Source organism: Cronobacter sakazakii, assembly GCF_000982825.1.
Taxonomy (GTDB): domain Bacteria; phylum Pseudomonadota; class Gammaproteobacteria; order Enterobacterales; family Enterobacteriaceae; genus Cronobacter; species Cronobacter sakazakii.
Genome location: NZ_CP011047.1, coordinates 4,144,683 through 4,162,630, shown reverse-complemented (window position 1 = coordinate 4,162,630; position 17,948 = coordinate 4,144,683). Strand labels below are relative to the sequence as shown.

The window sequence follows — 17,948 nt, the reverse complement described above, 5'->3', positions numbered from 1 at the left end:
CGTCGTCATTATCAGAAATGAGTGTTAATGCCCATAAACCAGGTCCGGCCCGATTCGTTATAGGTTTCCGCCCCCGCGCCATACATCCAGGCGTTGGTTTTGGCGTTACCGGTGGTCTGGGCGTTGCCCGCGCGCCAGTGGCGCTTGTCGAAGACGTTATCGACACCCGCCGTCAGGCTCACATTTTTGGTCACATCCCAGGTGCCGCTGAGGCCGACGATGCTGTAAGGGCTGACTTCATTGGTGCCGCTGTCGGTCACGCGTTCGCCCTTATAGTTGTACATCTTCGGCTTCTGACGGCCATACCAGGTGAGCGTGCTTTGCAGCGACAGATCGTCTCGCACCTGCCAGCTCAGCGTTGAGTTCAGCGTAAATTCCGGGATGATCGACAACCGATCGCCGGTGGTTTTGTTCTTACTCTGCAACATCCAGGTCAGGTTATTGCTCCACTGAACGGTATCGGTCACCGGCAGGTTTAGCGTGCCCTCAAGCCCTTCCACCACGGCTTTCGGCACGTTCTCCCATTGGTAGAGATCCGTTTTATTGCTGATGGCCGTGACGCGGGTATAACCGGCTTCGATCTTGTCGTGGTAATCATTACGGAACCAGGTCAGGCCCGCCTGATAGCCATCCTGCTTATACTCAAGGCCAATCTCTTTGTTGACGCTGGTCTCCGCCTTCAGATCTTCATTACCCATCAGGTAACAGCCGGTATTGGTGGCGCTGGCGTAGCAGCCCTGGCCACGGCTGTAGAGAATATAATTTTCGTTGGTCTGATAGAGGCTCGGCGCTTTGTAGGCGCGCGCGATGCCCATTTTCAGCGTTACCGCGTCGGTCAGCGCCTGCGTCAGGTTCAGCGCCGGGCTCCAGTTGTTGCCAACGATGGTATGGTGATCGAAGCGCAGCGACGGGGTCAGCGTGGTGCTGTCGGTGAGCTGCATGTTGTCTTCCGCGAACAGCGAGAAGATCTCCGCTTTGGCATACGGGCTGCGGTTGGTGGAATCGACGCCAGGGATAGCGCCGCCGCTGGCGGAGCCGGTCAGCGCCTGCGCGGTAGAGGTGCCATCCTTCATACGCTGCTGATTCCACTCGGTGCCGAGCGTCAGGTTCTGGTTCACCAGCCAGTCGAAGGGAATGCTCACTTCGCTGTGCAGCAGCACGTCGCTCAGGTTGATATCGGAGAATTTCTCGCTGTTGAACAGCCCCTCCAGGCCGCCCGTCAGCCCTTCGCCAAGACGCGAGTTGCGCGTGTGTTCATACTGGGCGTAAGTGTTGGTGGTTACGCCGTTATCCCAGCCGCCAGTCCAGGTGACCGCATAGTTCTGGCGATAGAGACGGTTGGTCTCCTTGCCGTAGTATTTTTTCACCAGTCCGTTGGTGCTGTTGTCGTTGTTGGTGTTCTGAGTGTCGCCCGCGTAGAGATTGCCCTGGCGGCTGTAGCCCGCTTCAAACTCCAGCGCCTGCATCGGCGCAAATTCCCAGCGTACCTGGCCATTAATATCTTTATTCACCACCCCTTCGCGCCCGGCGGGCAGGGTATCGGCGTAGCTGCCGGTGCGCAGTGATTCATGCCCGGCGTTGATGTCCTGCGCGTCGGCCTGGGTTTTCGCCAGGTTACCGTACAGGCGGAAACTGACGCTGTCGCCAAGCGGCCCGGTGAGGCTGAAGTTGGTGCGTTTGGTGGCGCCTTCGGTTTTGTGTTCCGGCACGTCGAAGTAGCTGTTCCAGCTGCCGTGCCAGTCGTTGCTGCTGCGTTTGGTGATGATATTCACCACGCCGCCCGCCGCGCCGTTGCCGTAGCGTGCGGCGGCAGGGCCGCGCAGCACCTCGATACGCTCGATCATCTCCGGCGGCACCCAGGCGGTATCGCCGCGGCTGTCGCGCTCGCCGCGCCAGCCCTGACGCACCGAATTACGGCTGCTGACCGGTTTGCCATCAATCAGGATCAGCGTGTTTTCCGGGCCCATCCCGCGGATATCGATCTGGCGGTTGTTGCCGCGCTGGCCGCTGGTGGAATTGCCGGTCAGGTTGACGCCAGGCATGGTGCGGATGATTTCCGACACATCGCGCGCGGGCGGGTTTTTGCGGATTTCATCGGCGGTAATGGTCGAGACGCCCGGTGCCTGAAGATTTTGCTGTGCGGCGGTGACGACTATCGTGTCATCGCCATCCGTTGCGTTGCCATCCACGGGAGCGGTGCTCTCCTGCGCCCAGGCGGGCAGCGCAGCGCCATACATCCCAAGATTAATCAGCATCGCCAGAGAGAGAGGGAGCTTTTTATTCATTTTGTATCCTGCTGTCTGTGCTGCGGCCCGGAAGTCCATCCCCAGTGGGGCAGGGCGCAGCAGGGAATAGGCCAGAGCCGCTATACGCAAACCCCGCTCGTCCCGGAGCGGCAGCGCGCAAACGTCTGGCTGGGTTAATGTTTTTTGAGTGAAAGACGCGCTTCCCACAGCGCGCCAATACGCTATTGCAAATGCAAATAATTATCAATAATATTATCATCAAATTATCAGGATTGACGTCATTAGATGATATTTATCAACACTAACAAGGAGTTGGGCAGTGGCGGAGCACGCGGCGGGAAGTGATGCCTGGTGGCAGGCGAAGCAGGCGCAGGGCATTCCGGAGATTTCCGGCACGGCGTCGGGCACCTGCTGCGTGACGTTCTGGTGGCGCGATCCGGCAGGTGATGAAAGCACGTCTGATACAAAGCGGGTGTGGATTTACCTCACCGGTATCACCGATCACCACAAGCCCTCCGCGCCGCAGTCGCTCACGCGTCTGCCGGGCACCGACGCCTGGTACTGGCGCACCGAATTAGACGCCGCCTGGCGCGGCAGTTACTGTTTTATCCCTTCCACAAACACCGATGATTTCGCCCCCGACGCCTTTGCAGACGTTCCGGCGCGCCACGCGCTGCGCGAAGGCTGGCGCGCACTGCTGCCGCAGGCCATTCCTGATCCATTCAACCCGCACCACTGGCGCGGCGGCCGCGGTCATCCGATGAGCGCGCTGCATCTGCCAGACGCGCCCGCTCAGCCAGGCTGGGAAGAAAAAGACGTGGCGTACACGCCCGCGCAGGAATTTCTCTGGCACAGCGAGCGGCTCGGCAACGCGCGTCGCGTGTGGCTCTTTACTACCGGCGGTGATGATGCGCCCCTGACGCGCCCGCTCGCTATTTTGCTGGACGGTCAGTTCTGGGCGCACAGCCAGCCGGTTTGGCCCGCGCTCCAGGCGCTCACCGATCGCGGCGTTCTGCCGCCTGCTGTTTATCTGCTGGTGGATGTGATTGACACCGCGCACCGCAGCCGTGAACTCCCCTGCAACGCCGCCTTCTGGGAGGCGCTGTGGGAGGAATTACTGCCGCAGGCGCGTCATTACACGAGATGGCGTGACGCGCCGGACACCACTGTGATTGCCGGGCAGAGCTTCGGTGGGCTCGCCGCGCTCTATGCGGGGCTGCGCTGGCCCCAGCGCTTCGGTTGCGTACTGAGCCAGTCCGGCTCTTTCTGGTGGCCAACGCGCGAGGCGAGCGGTGAGGGCGGCTGGCTGGTTGAAGAGCTGGCCGCAGGCCGCTTCGATCCGCGCGGGTTGCGCATTTATCTTGAAGCGGGCCTTCATGAGCCGCTCATTTTGCAGGCGAATCAGCGCCTGGTCTCTTTACTGCAACGCACACAGCCGCCGCTTTTCTGGCGTCAGGTGGAGGGCGGCCACGACGCGCTTTGCTGGCGCGGCGGCCTGACCGACGGTCTCGCCGCGCTCTGGGCCGCTACACCCGCCCCGACGCCTTTTTCAGGACAGGAGTGACGTATGGAATTCAGCAATCCCTTCGATAATCTGCAGGGCCGTTTCTGGCTGCTCGAAAATCACGAAAAACAGATAAGCCTCTGGCCGGAGCCGTGCGCGCTGCCGCCGGGCTGGCGTGTGGTGGCCGCGCCACAGCCTCCGGAGAGGTGTGAGGCGTGGCTTAATGAGCACGGTCAGGCGCTGCAGCCTGCCGATTTCGCCCACCGCAACGAGACCCGAGGTTAACGTGACGGATATAACTCTTTCCCCTGCGGAGCAGGCCACGGCCGCGCTGCCGCTGGTGGCGGCGCAGCCGGGTATCTGGATGGCTGAAAAACTCTCCCGCCAGGCCAACGCCTGGAGCGTGGCGCATTACGTCGAGCTGAACGGCACGGTTGACGCGCCGCTGCTGGCGCGCGCTATCGTGGCGGGCATGATGGAAGCCGACACGCTGCGAATGCGTTTTGAGGAACGCGACGGTATCGTCACGCAGCGGTTTGACGCATCGCTCACCTTTGCCACGCCTGAAATCATCGATCTGCGCCACGAAGCCTGCCCGCTGACCACGGCCCAGCGCCTGATGCATGCCGATCTGGAGCAGGATCTGCGCGTCACCCACGGCACACCGCCGGTGCACCATGCGCTGCTGCGTGTCGGCGAGACGCGCTGGTTCTGGTATCAGCGTTATCATCATCTGGTGGTGGATGGTTTCAGTTTTACGGCCATTACCCGTCGTATCGCCGATATTTACGGCAGCCTGCGCCGGGGCGAACAGCCCGACGCCTCGCCGTTTGTCCCGTTTAACGAGGTGGTTGATGAATACGTGCGCTATCAGGCGTCAGACGCCTGCGCGCGCGACGCCGCCTTCTGGGCGCAGCAGGTGCGCGACCTGCCGCCGCCGGCGACGCTCTCTGACCAGCCGCTTACCGGGCAATCTTCCACCACCTCGCTGATTCGCCGCTCGCTGCGCTTTAATGACGCCCACTTCGCCATGCTTCTGGCAAACAGCGGCGGGCTGGCCGCGCCGGACGTGGCGCTGGCGCTGGTGGCGCTCTGGCTTGGCCGCCTGAGCGGGCGTGACGCCTACAGCGCCGGTTTTATCTTTATGCGCCGCATCGGCTCGGCCGCGCTGTGCGCCACCGGCCCGGTGCTGAACGTGCTGCCTTGCCCGGTGCGCATTGCGCCTGAGCAGACGCTGGCGCAGTTCGCCGCCGCCTTTGCGAAGACGCTCAAAACGCTGCGTCGTCATCAGCGCTATGACGCCGAGCAGGTGCTGCGCGACGCGGGCAGAGTGGCGCAGCAGACGCCGCTCTATGGCCCGGTGCTGAACCTGAAAATGTTTGATTACCGGCTCGATTTCGATGGCGTGGAGGGGATAACCCACCAGCTCGCCTCGGGGCCGGTGAAAGATCTCGAAATCGCGCTCTATATCGACGAACAGGGCGGTGTGACGCTGGAACTGCTCGCGAATCAGCAGCGCTATGAGGCCGCGCAGATTGAGCGCCATCTCGCCCGTCTGCCGCATCTGCTCACACAGTTTGCCGCTGATCCTGAGCTTGCCTGCGCGCAGGCGGATCTGCTGGATGATAACGACTACGCACTGATTGCGCGTGTGAACCAGACCGCCGTGCCACTGCCGCAGGAGACGCTCAGCAGCCTGCTGGCGAAACAGGCGCAGGCGACGCCGCAGGCCCCGGCGCTTGCGGATGCGCGCTATGCCTTTACCTATCGTGAAATGCGTGAGCAAGTGCTTACGCTTGCGTCAGAGCTGGTGCGTCGCGGTGTTAAGCCGGGTGATATCGTGGCCGTCGCGCTGCCGCGCTCGGTCTTTCTCTCACTGGCGCTACAGGCGATTGTGGAAACGGGCGCGGCCTGGCTGCCGCTCGATACGGGCTACCCGGACGATCGCCTGCAAATGATGCTGGAGGATGCCCGCCCGGCGCTGCTGATTACCGCCGCGTCAGAGCAGGGGCGTTTCGCGCATCTCCCGAGCCTGCCCGTGTTCTGCTACGACGCGCCGCTGCCGGCAAGCGATCCGCAGCCGCTTTTGCGCTCGCGCCCGGCGCACACCGCCTATGTGATTTTCACCTCTGGCTCCACCGGGCGGCCGAAAGGCGTCATGGTCGGTCAGACCGCTATCGTTAACCGGCTGCTGTGGATGCAAAGCCAGTATCCGCTCGGCGCGGATGACGTGGTGCTGCAAAAAACGCCGTGCAGTTTTGATGTGTCGGTATGGGAGTTTTTCTGGCCGCTTATCGTCGGCGCGCGGCTGGTGATGGCACCGCCGCAGGCGCACCGCGATCCGCAGGCGCTTCAGACACTGTTTGCGCGCTGGCGGGTGACGACGACGCATTTTGTGCCGTCGATGCTGGCGGCGTTTGTCGGCGCGCTCACTTCTGAAGCGGCGATCGACGCCTGCGCGTCGCTGCGCCAGGTGTTTTGTAGCGGCGAAGCGCTGCCGACGGCACTGTGTCGCGACTGGGAGCGGCTTACCGCCGTGCCGCTGCATAATCTCTACGGCCCGACGGAGGCGGCAGTGGATGTGAGCGGGTATCCGGCTTTCGGCGCGGCGCTTTCGCAGGTGAAGGGGGCCAGCGTGCCGATTGGTTTCCCGGTCTGGAATACCGGCCTGCGCATTCTCGATGGCCGGATGCGTCCGGTGCCGCCGGGCATGGCGGGCGATCTCTATCTCACGGGCGTTCAGCTGGCCCAGGGCTATCTTGGCCGCCCGGATCTGACCGCCAGCCGCTTTATCGCCGATCCGTTTGTACCCGGCGAGCGGATGTACCGCACCGGCGACGTGGCGCGCTGGCTGCCGGACGGCGCGGTGGAATATCTCGGGCGCAGCGACGATCAGCTGAAAATCCGCGGCCAGCGCATTGAGCCTGGCGAGATTGACCGCGTGATGCTGAGCCTGCCGGATGTGGCGCAGGCGGTGACGCACGCCTGCGTGCTGAATAGCCATGCCGAAACGGGCGGCGATGCGCGCCAGCTGGTGGGTTATCTGGTTTCCGCCTCCGGCGCTACGCTGGATTTGGCCGCACTGCGCGCGCGCTTAAGCGAATGGCTGCCCGCGCATATGGTGCCGGTGACGCTTGTTCAGTTGCCTGCGCTGCCGCTCAGCGCCAACGGCAAGCTGGATCGCAAAGCGCTGCCGTTGCCGCAGCTTGCCGCGCGTGAGCCGGGCAGAGCCGTAGCGCCGGGCAGCGAGACGGCGATCGCCCGCGCTTTTTCGGAACTTTTAGGTATGGAAGTGACCGACGCCCAGGCCGATTTCTTTGCGCTTGGCGGCCATTCGCTGCTGGCGATGCGTCTGGCGGCAAGGCTCACGCGTGAGCTGGAACGTCCTGTTACGGTCGGGCAGGTAATGATTGCCTCGACGGTGGAAAAACTCGCGGCGGCCGTTGAGGCCGCACAAAGTGAGGCGCAGGCGGAGCAGGCGGGTTTTGACGCCATTCTGCCGCTGCGTGAAGGCAGCGGGCCGACGCTGTTCTGCTTCCATCCGGCGTCGGGCTTCGCCTGGCAGTTCAGCGTTCTGCAACGCTGGCTGTCGCCGCGCTGGGCGATAACGGGCATTCAGTCGCCGCGCCCGGATGGGCCGATGCAACAGTGCGCCTCGGTGGATGAACTGTGCGACCGCCATTATGCGACACTTCGCGAGCAGCAGCCGCACGGGCCGTACTGGCTGTTTGGCTATTCGCTCGGCGGGACAATCGCGCATGGCGTCGCCGCACGGTTACAGGCGGCGGGCGAGGAGGTGGCGTTCCTCGGGTTGCTCGACACCTGGCCGCCGGAAACGCAAAACTGGCAGGAGAAGGGCGGGCGCGAGCTCGACCCGGAAGTGCTGGCGGAGATAGAGCGCGAGCGGGCGGCGTTTGTGAGCGCGCAGCAGGGGCAGGGGTCGACGAGGCTTTTTGAAACCATCGAAGGCAATTACGCCGACGCGGTGCGGCTGCTTTCTACCGCGCGCAGTACGCGCTTTGAAGGTAACGCGACGCTGTTTGTCGCCGAACGCATCGTGACGCCGGGCCTTAACCCTTACGAGGCGTGGGCACCGTGGACGCGGGCGCTTGATGTGTACAGTGTCGATTGCGCGCATGTGGAGATTATCTCCCCGCAGGCGTTCGAGGTGATTGGCCCGGTATTGCGGGAAATTCTCGGGTAGGTTTTGTGTAATTGGGTGGGTACATCGGTGGGTGCGCTTCGCTTACCCACCCTACGCACATGTTGTGAGTGTTGTAAAAAGGTGGGTGCGCTTCGCTTACCCACCCTACGTACATGTTGTGAATGCTGCTGAAAGGTGGGTGCGCTTCGCTTACCCACCCTACAAACGACGAAGACCGGTGCCTGAAGGGATGTAGGGCGGGTAAGCGAAGCGCACCCGCCATGTCGCCTCTACAGGCACCCACTACATTCAACTGCCACCCGCACGCTACCCCAGACGCGGGTACGCTTCGGCTATCGAGCTGCCGGTGAAATTCGCAATCCAGCCTTCCGGGTTATCGAAAATGCGGATCGCCGTGAAATGCGGCTCAGAGCCCATATCAAACCAGTGCGGTGTGCCGGCGGGCACCGAGATCAGATCGTTCTTCTCGCACAACACCTGATACACCTTGTCGCCGATGTGCAGACAGAACAGCCCGGCGCCTTCCACGAAAAACCGCACTTCATCTTCGCCGTGGGTATGCTCATTGAGAAATTTGTCGCGTAGCGCCTCTTTCTGCGGGTTATCGGCGCGCATGCTGATGACGTCCCAGCTCTGGTAGTCTTTTTCCGCAACCAGCAGGTCAATCGCGTGCTGATAGGCGGTCAGCACCGTCTCCGGCGTTGGGTTATCACCGAGCTCGCGGTCGGCCTGCCAGCGTTCGAAACGCACGCCCTGCGCGTTAAGCTGTTCGCGGATAGCGTCGGCATCGGTGCTCTGCCACAGCGGTTCGCTGGCACCGTTATCGGCAAAAATCGTCAGTGCGCTCATGTCGGGATCTGCTCCGGGTGAATGTCATCGAAACTGGACACCTGGCGGTGGGTACTTTGCGTATCAGGCTCGCCGCGGATGAGCTGGACTGTTTTCCAGCCCGCTTCGCGCGCGGCGTCCAGCTCTTCGCGGATATCCGAGAGGAACAGCATCTGATGCACCGGCACGCCGGTTTTCATGGAGATATTGCGGTACGACGACACCTGGCGTTTGGCGCCGACGTGCGTATCGAAAAAGCCGCTCAGAAGCTCCGTGACGTCGCCGTAATCGCTGTGGCTAAAGAGCAGCTTCTGCGCGGGAACGGAGCCGGAGGAGTAGATATAAATATCGATATCCTGATCGCTCCAGCGGCGCAGCGCGGGCACGACATCCGGGTACAAATGGCCGGTAAAATCGCCGTTGTCGTAGCCTTCGCGCCAGATATAGCCCTGAATCGACTTCAGCGCGGGGGATTTGCGGTCTTCATCCATAAATGTGAAGAGCGTTTCAATCAGCTGATCCACCGACGCCGCGGGCGCGTGGATCTCGCCGCGCAGCTCGTTAAGCAGCAGATTCACCGGTTCGCGCTGCTCGCCCGAGCGGATAAAACGCTCCAGACGCTCGCGCGCATACGGGAAAAGGACGTTATGAACGAAGCGAATATCGGTCGTGGTGCCTTCAATATCGGTAACTATGGCGCGGATCATGCTCTCTCCAGCAGGCGTCGCTGCATTTCACATTCAAACAGAAATTCGAGCCCCTCCAGATGGCGACGCGCGACGGCGACATCGCTCCCCCAGCAGGTCAGCCCGTGGCCGCGCAGCAGAAATCCGTAGCGCAGCGGGAACTGGCGGTGGTGACGCGCAATGCGCTCCGCCAGAGCATCAATATCCTGATCGTTATCGAAAATGGCAACAGGCACATCATCAAGATGCGTCATTTGTCCCGCCAGCGATTTCTGCATCTCGTAGCCGCACAAATGCAGCGCGTCGCTTTTCTCCACGCGCGACAGCACCGTCGCGTTAACGGTATGCACGTGCAGCACGCAGTTCGCCTCCGGGAACAGGCGATAAATCAGGGTATGCAGCCCGGTTTCGGCGGAGGGCTTACGGCCGGACGGCGCGAGGTTAGTGGCAATTTCCACCTGCAGAAAATCGTCTGTCGTCAGGCTGCCTTTATCTTTGCCGGATTCGCTTAGCCAGCACCAGCGCGCGTCTTCGCGCAGCGACATATTGCCGCCGGTAGCAGGCGCCCAGCCCTTCGCGCCAATCCAGTGACAGGCGGCCACCAGCGCTTCCAGTTGGCTCTCTTTACTCATCGCATCCCCGCAGGCATATCGTTAGCGTTTAGACGTCTAAGCGTCTTGATTGCCAGAGAGTAGCATCGTGTTATAGTGTCGGCAACAGACAGATAACATCAAAACAACACGACACCGCGCGAAAGGATCAGCCGTTATGAGCCATACCCCGTTGACGCCAGAAAGCAAACTGCCCGCGCTGGGCACGACCATTTTTACCCGCATGAGCGCGCTGGCGCAGCAGCATCAGGCGATTAACCTGTCGCAAGGGTTTCCGGATTTCGACGGCCCGCGCTATTTACAGGAGCGACTGGCGCACCACGTGGCGGCGGGCGCAAACCAGTACGCGCCCATGACCGGCGTGCAGGCGCTGCGCGAGGCGATCGCCGATAAAACCGAGGCGCTCTACGGCCACCGTCCGGATGCCAACAGCGATATTACCGTCACGGCGGGAGCTACCGAGGCGCTCTACGCGGCGATTACCGCGCTGGTGCGCCCCGGCGACGAAGTCATCTGCTTCGATCCGAGCTACGACAGTTACGCGCCCGCCGTGGCGCTGTCCGGCGGCGTGCTCAAGCGCATCGCGCTGACGCCGCCGCATTTTCGCGTGGACTGGGCGCAATTCGCCGCGCTGCTCTCTGAGCGCACCCGGCTGGTTATCCTCAACACGCCGCATAACCCGTCCGCCACCGTCTGGCGTAGCGCGGATTTCGCCGCGCTCTGGCAGGCCATCGAGGAGCGTGAAATTTACGTGTTGAGCGATGAAGTTTATGAGCACATCTGTTTTGCCGAAGAGGGCCACGCCAGCGTGCTGGCGCATCCGCAGCTGCGCGAGCGGGCGATTGCGGTGTCGTCATTCGGCAAGACCTATCACATGACCGGCTGGAAAGTGGGCTACTGCGTGGCACCCGCCGCGCTCAGCGCGGAACTGCGCAAAGTGCATCAGTATCTGACGTTCTCCGTCAACACGCCTGCGCAGCTGGCGCTGGCGGATATGCTGCGCGCCGAGCCTGCGCACTATCTCGATTTGCCGGAGTTTTACCGCGCGCGCCGCGATCGCTTTATCCAGGCGCTCGGTGACAGCCGCTTTAAAATCCTGCCCTGTGAAGGCACCTATTTTCTGCTGGCGGATTACAGCGCTATCTCAACGCTTGATGACGTGAGTTTCTGCGAATGGCTGACCATGGAAGCGGGCGTCGCGGCCATTCCGCTGTCGGTATTCTGCGACGCCCCGTTCCCGCACAAGCTGATTCGCCTCTGCTTCGCCAAGCAGGAGGCGACGCTGCTCGCCGCCGCGGAGCGTCTGGCGCGGTTATAAGGTGGGCTGATCGGGTGAAGCCGTGCTGCGGCTCTGCGCCTGTGGCACATCGCGCAGGAAGTGCTGTTCGATGAGCGACACAAAGCTTACGAACGACGCATTCGTTAACGATGAGCGGTTATAAATAAGGTAGTAATCATACTGCGGCAGGCTGAAGTTCAGCTTGACGGGGCGTAGTCCAAAGAGCTGACGATAACGGCGCAGCACGGGGGCAGGCAGAATGCCAACAAAATCGGTGCTGCCAATCACCGCCATAATCGAGGAGATCGAATTACTGGTAAAGGCTATCTGCCGCTCACCGAAAAGCTCCGCCGACTTCACGTGAAACTGTTTCTGGCCTTCCGCAGTGCCGTTAAACAGCGTGAATTTCTCCTGCGTGAGCGCGGCTTCATCGGCATGTGCGCCAAGCCGCGGGTGCTTTTCGCTGCACACCAGTACCGTCTCTTCGCTAAAGCAGTGTTTGCAAATTAGCGAGTGACTGGCAACCGGTGCCATACCGATAATCAGATCCGCCTTGCGATAGGCCAGCAGATCTTCCACGGTTTCGCTGGCAAGCGTGGTGTCGTAATGCTCCAGTTCAAAATCGTAATGCTCGCGAAACGCGCTGACTAACGCCGGCAGATGATCGGCGGCGAGAGCGGGCGGGCAGTAGAGCACGAAGTTTTTGCGCAGCGGCGCGCCCTGCATGATGTTAATGGTCTGCTCAAGCTGGTTCAGGTTGTCTTCCAGATAGTGATGCAGATTAGTGCCTACGGTTGTCGGCGTAATGCCTTTGCCGGAGCGCACGAAGAGCGGGTCATTGAGCTGGTTGCGCAGCCGCTGTAACGACTGGCTTATCGCTGACGGCGTCAGGAACAGGGCTTCCGCCGCCTTGCTGACGCTGCGATACAAATAAATGCACTCGAAAATCACCAGAAGATTGAGGTCAAACTTTTTCAAATCCTGCAAATTTGCCATGACAGCCTCGCAACGAGACGAAAAGGGGATTTTTATGGTTTATCTGTTCTCAGTAAATGATAGATAAGGAATATGTTTTTGCGCAGGCGAGACGGGGCATAATCCGAAAAAATGGCGCAGCCTCACACATCAGAGAGGCGATGAATTTTGCAAAGCGCTCCCTATCACAGCCATAGGCACGAATAATCTTCATGTGCGTTGCCCTTTAGGCAGGGGAGTGTTCTAATCGAAGGTACGTCTGCGTCGCAAAACACCGCGCGCAACGCTTTCGCCAGCACGCTGGCTCTGCTGTGGCCTGCGGGTATCTCAGCGCTCAGGCCGCCCGTTGAGGTGGCTTTTTTATTTTTTCGCGAGACGGCGAGAAACGTTCACTAAGGTTGGCCCGGATCAGTTGTTAGCTATTGCTTATTGATTTGATAACGCAAACGCATTGGCCTGGGTTACGAAAATTCGATACCTTACATCCCATCGAAAACACGGAGGAAGTATAGATGTCCTTGATTAATACCAAAATCAAACCTTTCAAAAACATGGCGTTCAAAAACGGTGAGTTCATCGAAGTTACCGAGAAAAACACGGAAGGCCGCTGGAGCGTATTCTTCTTCTATCCTGCTGACTTTACCTTCGTATGCCCGACCGAACTGGGCGACGTGGCTGACCACTACGAAGAACTGCAGAAACTGGGCGTAGACGTTTACTCCGTTTCTACCGATACCCACTTCACCCACAAAGCGTGGCACAGCAGCTCCGACACCATCGCGAAAATCAAATACGCGATGATCGGCGACCCGACTGGCGCCCTGACCCGTAACTTCGAAATCATGCGTGAAGACGAAGGTCTGGCTGACCGCGGTACGTTCATCGTTGACCCGCAGGGTGTTATCCAGGCTATCGAAATTACTGCTGAAGGCATCGGCCGTGACGCATCTGACCTGCTGCGTAAAATCAAAGCGGCTCAGTATGTAGCCTCTCACCCAGGCGAAGTGTGCCCGGCTAAATGGAAAGAAGGCGATGCGACCTTAGCGCCGTCTCTGGACCTGGTTGGCAAAATCTAATTTTTCTGTCGTCTTTCACGCCACAGGTGCGTTGGCTGCGCTTACTCACCCCGGTCACTTACTGATGTAAGCTCCCGGGGATTCCTAAGCTTGCCGCCTTCCTGTAACGCGAAATACTCGGAAAAAGACATTATCACGGGTGCAGTCTTGCACCCGTTTTTTTGAAAACGCTTTTACGCACTCTCATTTAAGTTGCATCGCGGCGGCGCTGCACTGAGGCGGCTTAAATGAGGAAGCGTAAGCTCAGGAGAAAATTATGCTCGACACAAACATGAAAACCCAGCTCAAGGCGTATCTTGAGCGTCTGACAAAGCCTGTTGAGTTAGTGGCCACGCTGGATGACAGCGCGAAATCGGCGGAGATTAAAGAACTGCTGCTGGAAATCGCCGAGCTGTCTGACAAAGTGTCCTTCAGGGAAGACAACACGCTCGCGGCGCGCAAACCTTCATTTTTGATTACGAACCCGGGCTCTGACCAGGGGCCGCGCTTTGCGGGCTCGCCGCTGGGCCACGAATTTACCTCGCTGGTGCTGGCGCTGCTGTGGACCGGCGGTCATCCGTCGAAAGAAGCGCAGGCGCTGCTTGAGCAGATCCGTGACCTGGACGGCGATTTCGAGTTTGAAACCTACTACTCGCTCTCCTGCCACAACTGCCCGGACGTGGTACAGGCGCTGAACCTGATGGCCGTGCTGAACCCGCGCATCAAACATACGGCGATTGACGGTGCGGTGTTCCAGAATGAAATCACCGAGCGCAACGTGATGGGCGTGCCGGCGGTCTTCATGAACGGTGTGGAATTTGGTTCTGGCCGTATGACCCTTGCCGAAATCGTCGCGAAAGTGGATACCGGCGCGGAAAAACGCGCGGCGGAAGAGCTGAACCAGCGCGACGCTTACGATGTACTGATTGTCGGCTCCGGCCCGGCGGGCGCGGCGGCGGCGATTTACTCCGCACGTAAAGGCATCCGTACCGGCCTGATGGGCGAGCGTTTCGGTGGTCAGGTGCTGGACACCGTTGATATCGAAAACTACATCTCTGTGCCGAAAACCGAAGGCCAGAAACTGGCAGGCGCGCTGAAGGCGCACGTGGATGATTACGATGTTGACGTTATCGATACTCAAAGCGCAACGAAGCTGATTCCGGCGGCGAGCGAAGGCGGTCTGCATCAGATTGAAACCGCCTCCGGCGCAGTGCTGAAAGCGCGCAGCGTGATCGTGGCGACCGGCGCGAAATGGCGCAACATGGGCGTGCCGGGTGAAGATCAGTATCGCACCAAAGGCGTGACTTACTGCCCGCACTGCGACGGCCCGCTGTTTAAAGGCAAACGCGTGGCGGTTATCGGCGGCGGTAACTCCGGCGTGGAAGCGGCTATCGACCTCGCGGGGATCGTTGAGCACGTAACGCTGCTGGAATTCGCGCCAGAAATGAAAGCGGACCAGGTGCTGCAGGATAAACTGCGTAGCCTGAAAAACGTCGACATCATCCTGAACGCGATGACCACCGAAGTGAAAGGCGACGGCACGAAGCTGACCGGTCTTGATTATCAGGATCGCGTAACGGGCTCGGTGAAGCACCTGGAAGTGGCGGGGATTTTCGTTCAGATCGGTCTGCTGCCGAACACGACCTGGCTTGAAGGCGCTGTCGAGCGTAACCGCATGGGCGAGATTATCATCGACGCCAAATGCGAGACCAGCGTGAAGGGCGTATTCGCCGCGGGCGACTGCACCACCGTGCCGTACAAACAGATCATTATCGCCACCGGTGAAGGCGCGAAAGCCTCCCTGAGCGCGTTTGATTATCTGATTCGTACCAAAACCGCATAAGAAGAAAGTAAGATACCTGCGTAAAAGCCGCCCTCAGGGGCGGCTTTTTTATTGGTGGATTGGGTGGATGATCTGTTGTAACTGGCGGGTGCGCTGGCGCTTACCCGCCCTACGTTTAACGTCACAGACAGGTAGGGCGGGTAAGCGCCAGCGCACCCGCCACCCCGGCATTCAGTAGTTGTAGGGCGGGTAAGCGCAGCGCACCCGCCAATACTCCCCAAAACTTAACGCACTACAAACACCGGCACATGCGCGTGGCGTACCACGCTTGATGCGTTCGAGCCCAGCAGGTGCGTGGTGATCGACGGATCGTGCGAGCCAATCACCACCACGTCGGCGTGTAACTCTTTGGCCATCGCGTTAACTTCATCACGCACGCTGCCAAAACGCACATGGCTGCGCAGGCGCGATTCCGGCAGGGTGAAATGCTGCTTGAGGGTTTGCAGGCGCTGGTTCGCCTCGGCCTCTAAATGTTCTTCAAAACGGCGGATATCGGCGGCGAAGCGGTGCAGACTCAGGTTGGCAGATCCTGGCAACACATGCAGCAGATGAATAATTCCCTCCTCCTGCGCCAGAAACTCCGCGTGGCGGATAGCCTTGTCGCTCAGCTCCATTTCAAACACATCTACAGGCATCAGAATGGTGTTGTACATCGTCACTCCTCCTTTAGCGGTTATCAACGCACCTATTAAACCCTGTTTTTGTCATGGATACTTTTATACATCCGACAAATTTGTGTTTTTTTACGCAGCCGCTTTCGCCAGGAAAACTCTCAAAGCCGCCACACTGGCGGCGGATCCGGCGGCTCGCGGCCCATCCCGACTACCCTTGGTGTAGTCCAGATAGACTTTCGCACTGGAACCTGTCTCTTTTTACCGACTGCCAGGAGGTCGTAATGAAGGCGTTAACCTACCACGGGCCGCATAACGTTAAGGTCGAAAATGTTCCGGATCCGATTATTGAGGCGCAGGACGATATTATTCTGCGCGTCACCGCGACCGCGATTTGCGGCTCCGATTTACACCTCTATCGCGGCAAAATTCCGCAGGTTCATCACGGCGATATTTTCGGCCATGAGTTTATGGGGGAAGTGGTGGAAACCGGCAGCGCGGTGAAGGATATCCGTAAAGGCGACCGCGTGGTGATCCCGTTCGTTATCGCCTGCGGCGACTGCTTTTTCTGCAAACTTCAGCAATATTCCGCCTGCGAAAACACCAATAAAGGCACCGGTGCGGCGCTGAATAAAAAGCAGATCCCGGCCCCCGCGGCGCTGTTCGGCTACAGCCATCTCTATGGCGGCATTCCGGGCGGCCAGGCAGAGTATGTACGCGTGCCGAAGGGCAATGTCGGGCCGTTTAAAGTGCCGCCGGTGCTTTCTGATGATAAAGCGCTGTTCCTCTCCGATATCCTGCCGACGGCGTGGCAGGCGGTGAAAAACGGCCAGGTACAGAAAGGCTCTCAGGTAGCGATTTACGGCGCAGGCCCGGTGGGGCTGCTCAGCGCCGCCTGCGCACGACTGCTCGGCGCAGAACAGATTTTTATGGTCGACCACAACGATTATCGTCTCGCGTTTGCGAAAGAGCGTTATGGGGTTATCCCGATCAACTTTGATGAAAACGACGATCCGGCGGCGTTTATTATCGAAAACACGCCGGGCAACCGCGGCGTGGATGCCGTTATCGATGCGGTCGGTTTTGAGGCCAAAGGCAGCCTGACGGAAACCGTGCTGTCAAATCTCAAAATCGAAGGCAGCAGCGGCAAAGCGCTGCGCCAGTGCATCGCGGCGGTGCGTCGCGGTGGCGTGGTGAGCGTGCCGGGCGTCTATGCGGGCTTTATCCACGGCTTTCTCTTTGGCGATGCGTTCGATAAAGGCATCAGCTTTAAGATGGGCCAGACGCACGTGCATGCGTTCCTGCCGGAGCTGCTGCCGCTTATCGAGCAGGGTTTGCTGACGCCGGAAGAGATAGTCACGCACTATCTGCCGCTGGAAGATGCCGCGCGCGGCTACAAGATTTTCGAGAAGCGCGAAGAGGAGTGCCGCAAGGTGATTCTGGTGCCGGGTGCCGCGACGCCTGAAGCCGCGCGGGAGAAAGTCACCGCGCTGATGAACGCGCCGTTACAGCCGTTGCAGCCGTAATTTTCAGCAACTAAAAACAGAAAGAGGATGCCCTGGCATCCTCTTATTTTTTGCCGCAGACAGGCGGTTAAAGGCGGTATTCGCCCGCCGCCTCCGGCTGGTAGAGCAACTCAAGCACTTCGATATGCGTTTCGCTGCCGTCCGGCAGCGGCCAGCGAATGGCATCGCCCACGCGCAGGCCAAGCAGCGCCGCGCCCACCGGTGCCATGACTGACAGCGCTTCCGGGCTGCTGCCCGCATTTTGCGGATAGACCAGCAGGCGCTCGTAAGTTTCGCCGCTCGCCAGATCGCGGAATTTCACCCGGCTGTTCATTGTCACCACATCTTCCGGCATCGCCTGCGGGCTAACCATCCGGGCGCGATCCAGCTCATCGTTCAGCGCGTCAGCCACCGGCAGACGCGCGAACGCCGGCTGCTCCAGCAGGCTGTCGAGACGTTCAGCATCGAGTTCGTTGATGATAAGGGCAGGTCGGGACATTTCTTACTCCATGTCATTGAATCAGGCGGCATTTCGCCGCTAACAAGCGTCCAAAGAAAAACCCTCACCGTCAAAACGATGAGGGTCCGCGTCAGGGGATGATACTCAGCCTTGCGCGCCGTTTGAAGTGAGCCAGCTCAC

Annotated in this window: 14 protein-coding genes; 7 read left to right on the top strand and 7 right to left on the bottom strand. The window is 60.0% G+C overall.

Going from position 1 to position 17,948, the window contains the following annotated elements; translation table 11 throughout:
• Nucleotides 1-11: 11 nt before the first annotated feature.
• The gene (locus CSK29544_RS19755; RefSeq protein WP_029039173.1) at nucleotides 12-2,285 is read right to left on the bottom strand and encodes a TonB-dependent siderophore receptor; all 2,274 of its coding nucleotides are present in this window, start codon (nucleotides 2,283-2,285) and stop codon (nucleotides 12-14) included.
• A 280-nt stretch (nucleotides 2,286-2,565) separates the two neighbouring features.
• Between CSK29544_RS19755 and fes the strand changes: the two genes are divergently transcribed.
• Genes fes through CSK29544_RS19740 form a run of 3 tightly spaced genes read left to right on the top strand, consistent with a single transcriptional unit; the run spans nucleotide 2,566 to nucleotide 7,954 of the window.
• A complete protein-coding gene (fes, locus tag CSK29544_RS19750; RefSeq protein ID WP_007893615.1) occupies nucleotides 2,566-3,810 on the top strand; it encodes an enterochelin esterase in 1,245 nt (414 codons plus the stop codon).
• A 3-nt stretch (nucleotides 3,811-3,813) separates the two neighbouring features.
• Nucleotides 3,814-4,035, top strand: coding sequence for an MbtH family protein (locus tag CSK29544_RS19745; RefSeq protein WP_007893617.1), 222 nt, complete (start codon nucleotides 3,814-3,816; stop codon nucleotides 4,033-4,035).
• A 1-nt stretch (nucleotide 4,036) separates the two neighbouring features.
• Nucleotides 4,037-7,954, top strand: a complete 3,918-nt coding sequence (locus CSK29544_RS19740) for an enterobactin synthase subunit F (RefSeq protein ID WP_007893620.1) — start codon at nucleotides 4,037-4,039, stop codon at nucleotides 7,952-7,954.
• Between the two features lie 267 nt (nucleotides 7,955-8,221).
• Here the strand turns inward: CSK29544_RS19740 and CSK29544_RS19735 are convergent, their stop codons facing one another.
• The 3 genes from CSK29544_RS19735 to CSK29544_RS19725 are packed head-to-tail and all read right to left on the bottom strand — an operon-like array spanning nucleotide 8,222 to nucleotide 10,061.
• Nucleotides 8,222-8,764: a 1,2-dihydroxy-3-keto-5-methylthiopentene dioxygenase gene (locus CSK29544_RS19735; protein ID WP_007893623.1), complete on the bottom strand. Its 543-nt coding sequence runs from the start codon at nucleotides 8,762-8,764 to the stop codon at nucleotides 8,222-8,224.
• The gene (gene mtnC / locus CSK29544_RS19730) at nucleotides 8,761-9,450 is read right to left on the bottom strand and encodes an acireductone synthase (RefSeq protein ID WP_007893626.1); all 690 of its coding nucleotides are present in this window, start codon (nucleotides 9,448-9,450) and stop codon (nucleotides 8,761-8,763) included. The genes CSK29544_RS19735 and mtnC overlap by 4 nt, the downstream gene beginning before the upstream one ends.
• Nucleotides 9,447-10,061 (bottom strand): methylthioribulose 1-phosphate dehydratase, encoded by a 615-nt coding sequence (locus CSK29544_RS19725; RefSeq protein ID WP_007893630.1) that lies wholly within the window; start codon nucleotides 10,059-10,061, stop codon nucleotides 9,447-9,449. The genes mtnC and CSK29544_RS19725 overlap by 4 nt, the downstream gene beginning before the upstream one ends.
• 136 nt (nucleotides 10,062-10,197) lie before the next feature.
• Between CSK29544_RS19725 and CSK29544_RS19720 the strand changes: the two genes are divergently transcribed.
• Complete coding sequence (locus CSK29544_RS19720; RefSeq protein WP_029039175.1) at nucleotides 10,198-11,358, top strand: pyridoxal phosphate-dependent aminotransferase; 1,161 nt, start codon at nucleotides 10,198-10,200, stop codon at nucleotides 11,356-11,358.
• Here the strand turns inward: CSK29544_RS19720 and citR are convergent.
• Entirely contained in the window at nucleotides 11,353-12,315 is a 963-nt protein-coding gene (gene citR / locus CSK29544_RS19715; RefSeq protein WP_007893636.1) for a DNA-binding transcriptional repressor CitR, read from the bottom strand. The two genes, CSK29544_RS19720 and citR, sit on opposite strands and share 6 nt — an antisense overlap.
• 491 nt (nucleotides 12,316-12,806) lie before the next feature.
• Between citR and ahpC the strand changes: the two genes are divergently transcribed.
• Both ahpC and ahpF read left to right on the top strand, forming a co-directional pair.
• Nucleotides 12,807-13,370 (top strand): alkyl hydroperoxide reductase subunit C, encoded by a 564-nt coding sequence (ahpC, locus tag CSK29544_RS19710; RefSeq protein WP_007893639.1) that lies wholly within the window; start codon nucleotides 12,807-12,809, stop codon nucleotides 13,368-13,370.
• A gap of 256 nt (nucleotides 13,371-13,626) precedes the next feature.
• Nucleotides 13,627-15,192, top strand: coding sequence for an alkyl hydroperoxide reductase subunit F (gene ahpF, locus CSK29544_RS19705; RefSeq protein WP_007893640.1), 1,566 nt, complete (start codon nucleotides 13,627-13,629; stop codon nucleotides 15,190-15,192).
• Between the two features lie 224 nt (nucleotides 15,193-15,416).
• On the opposite strand, the gene uspG is transcribed toward ahpF, so the two are convergent.
• The gene (gene uspG / locus CSK29544_RS19700) at nucleotides 15,417-15,845 is read right to left on the bottom strand and encodes a universal stress protein UspG (protein WP_007897559.1); all 429 of its coding nucleotides are present in this window, start codon (nucleotides 15,843-15,845) and stop codon (nucleotides 15,417-15,419) included.
• 242 nt (nucleotides 15,846-16,087) lie between these two features.
• Between uspG and CSK29544_RS19695 the strand changes: the two genes are divergently transcribed.
• On the top strand, nucleotides 16,088-17,329 hold the full coding sequence (locus CSK29544_RS19695) for a zinc-dependent alcohol dehydrogenase (protein WP_007897560.1): 1,242 nt from the start codon (nucleotides 16,088-16,090) through the stop codon (nucleotides 17,327-17,329).
• 67 nt (nucleotides 17,330-17,396) lie between these two features.
• Here CSK29544_RS19695 and rnk read toward each other — a convergent pair whose 3' ends face one another.
• The gene (gene rnk / locus CSK29544_RS19690) at nucleotides 17,397-17,807 is read right to left on the bottom strand and encodes a nucleoside diphosphate kinase regulator (protein WP_004387228.1); all 411 of its coding nucleotides are present in this window, start codon (nucleotides 17,805-17,807) and stop codon (nucleotides 17,397-17,399) included.
• Between the last annotated feature and the right edge of the window lie 141 nt (nucleotides 17,808-17,948).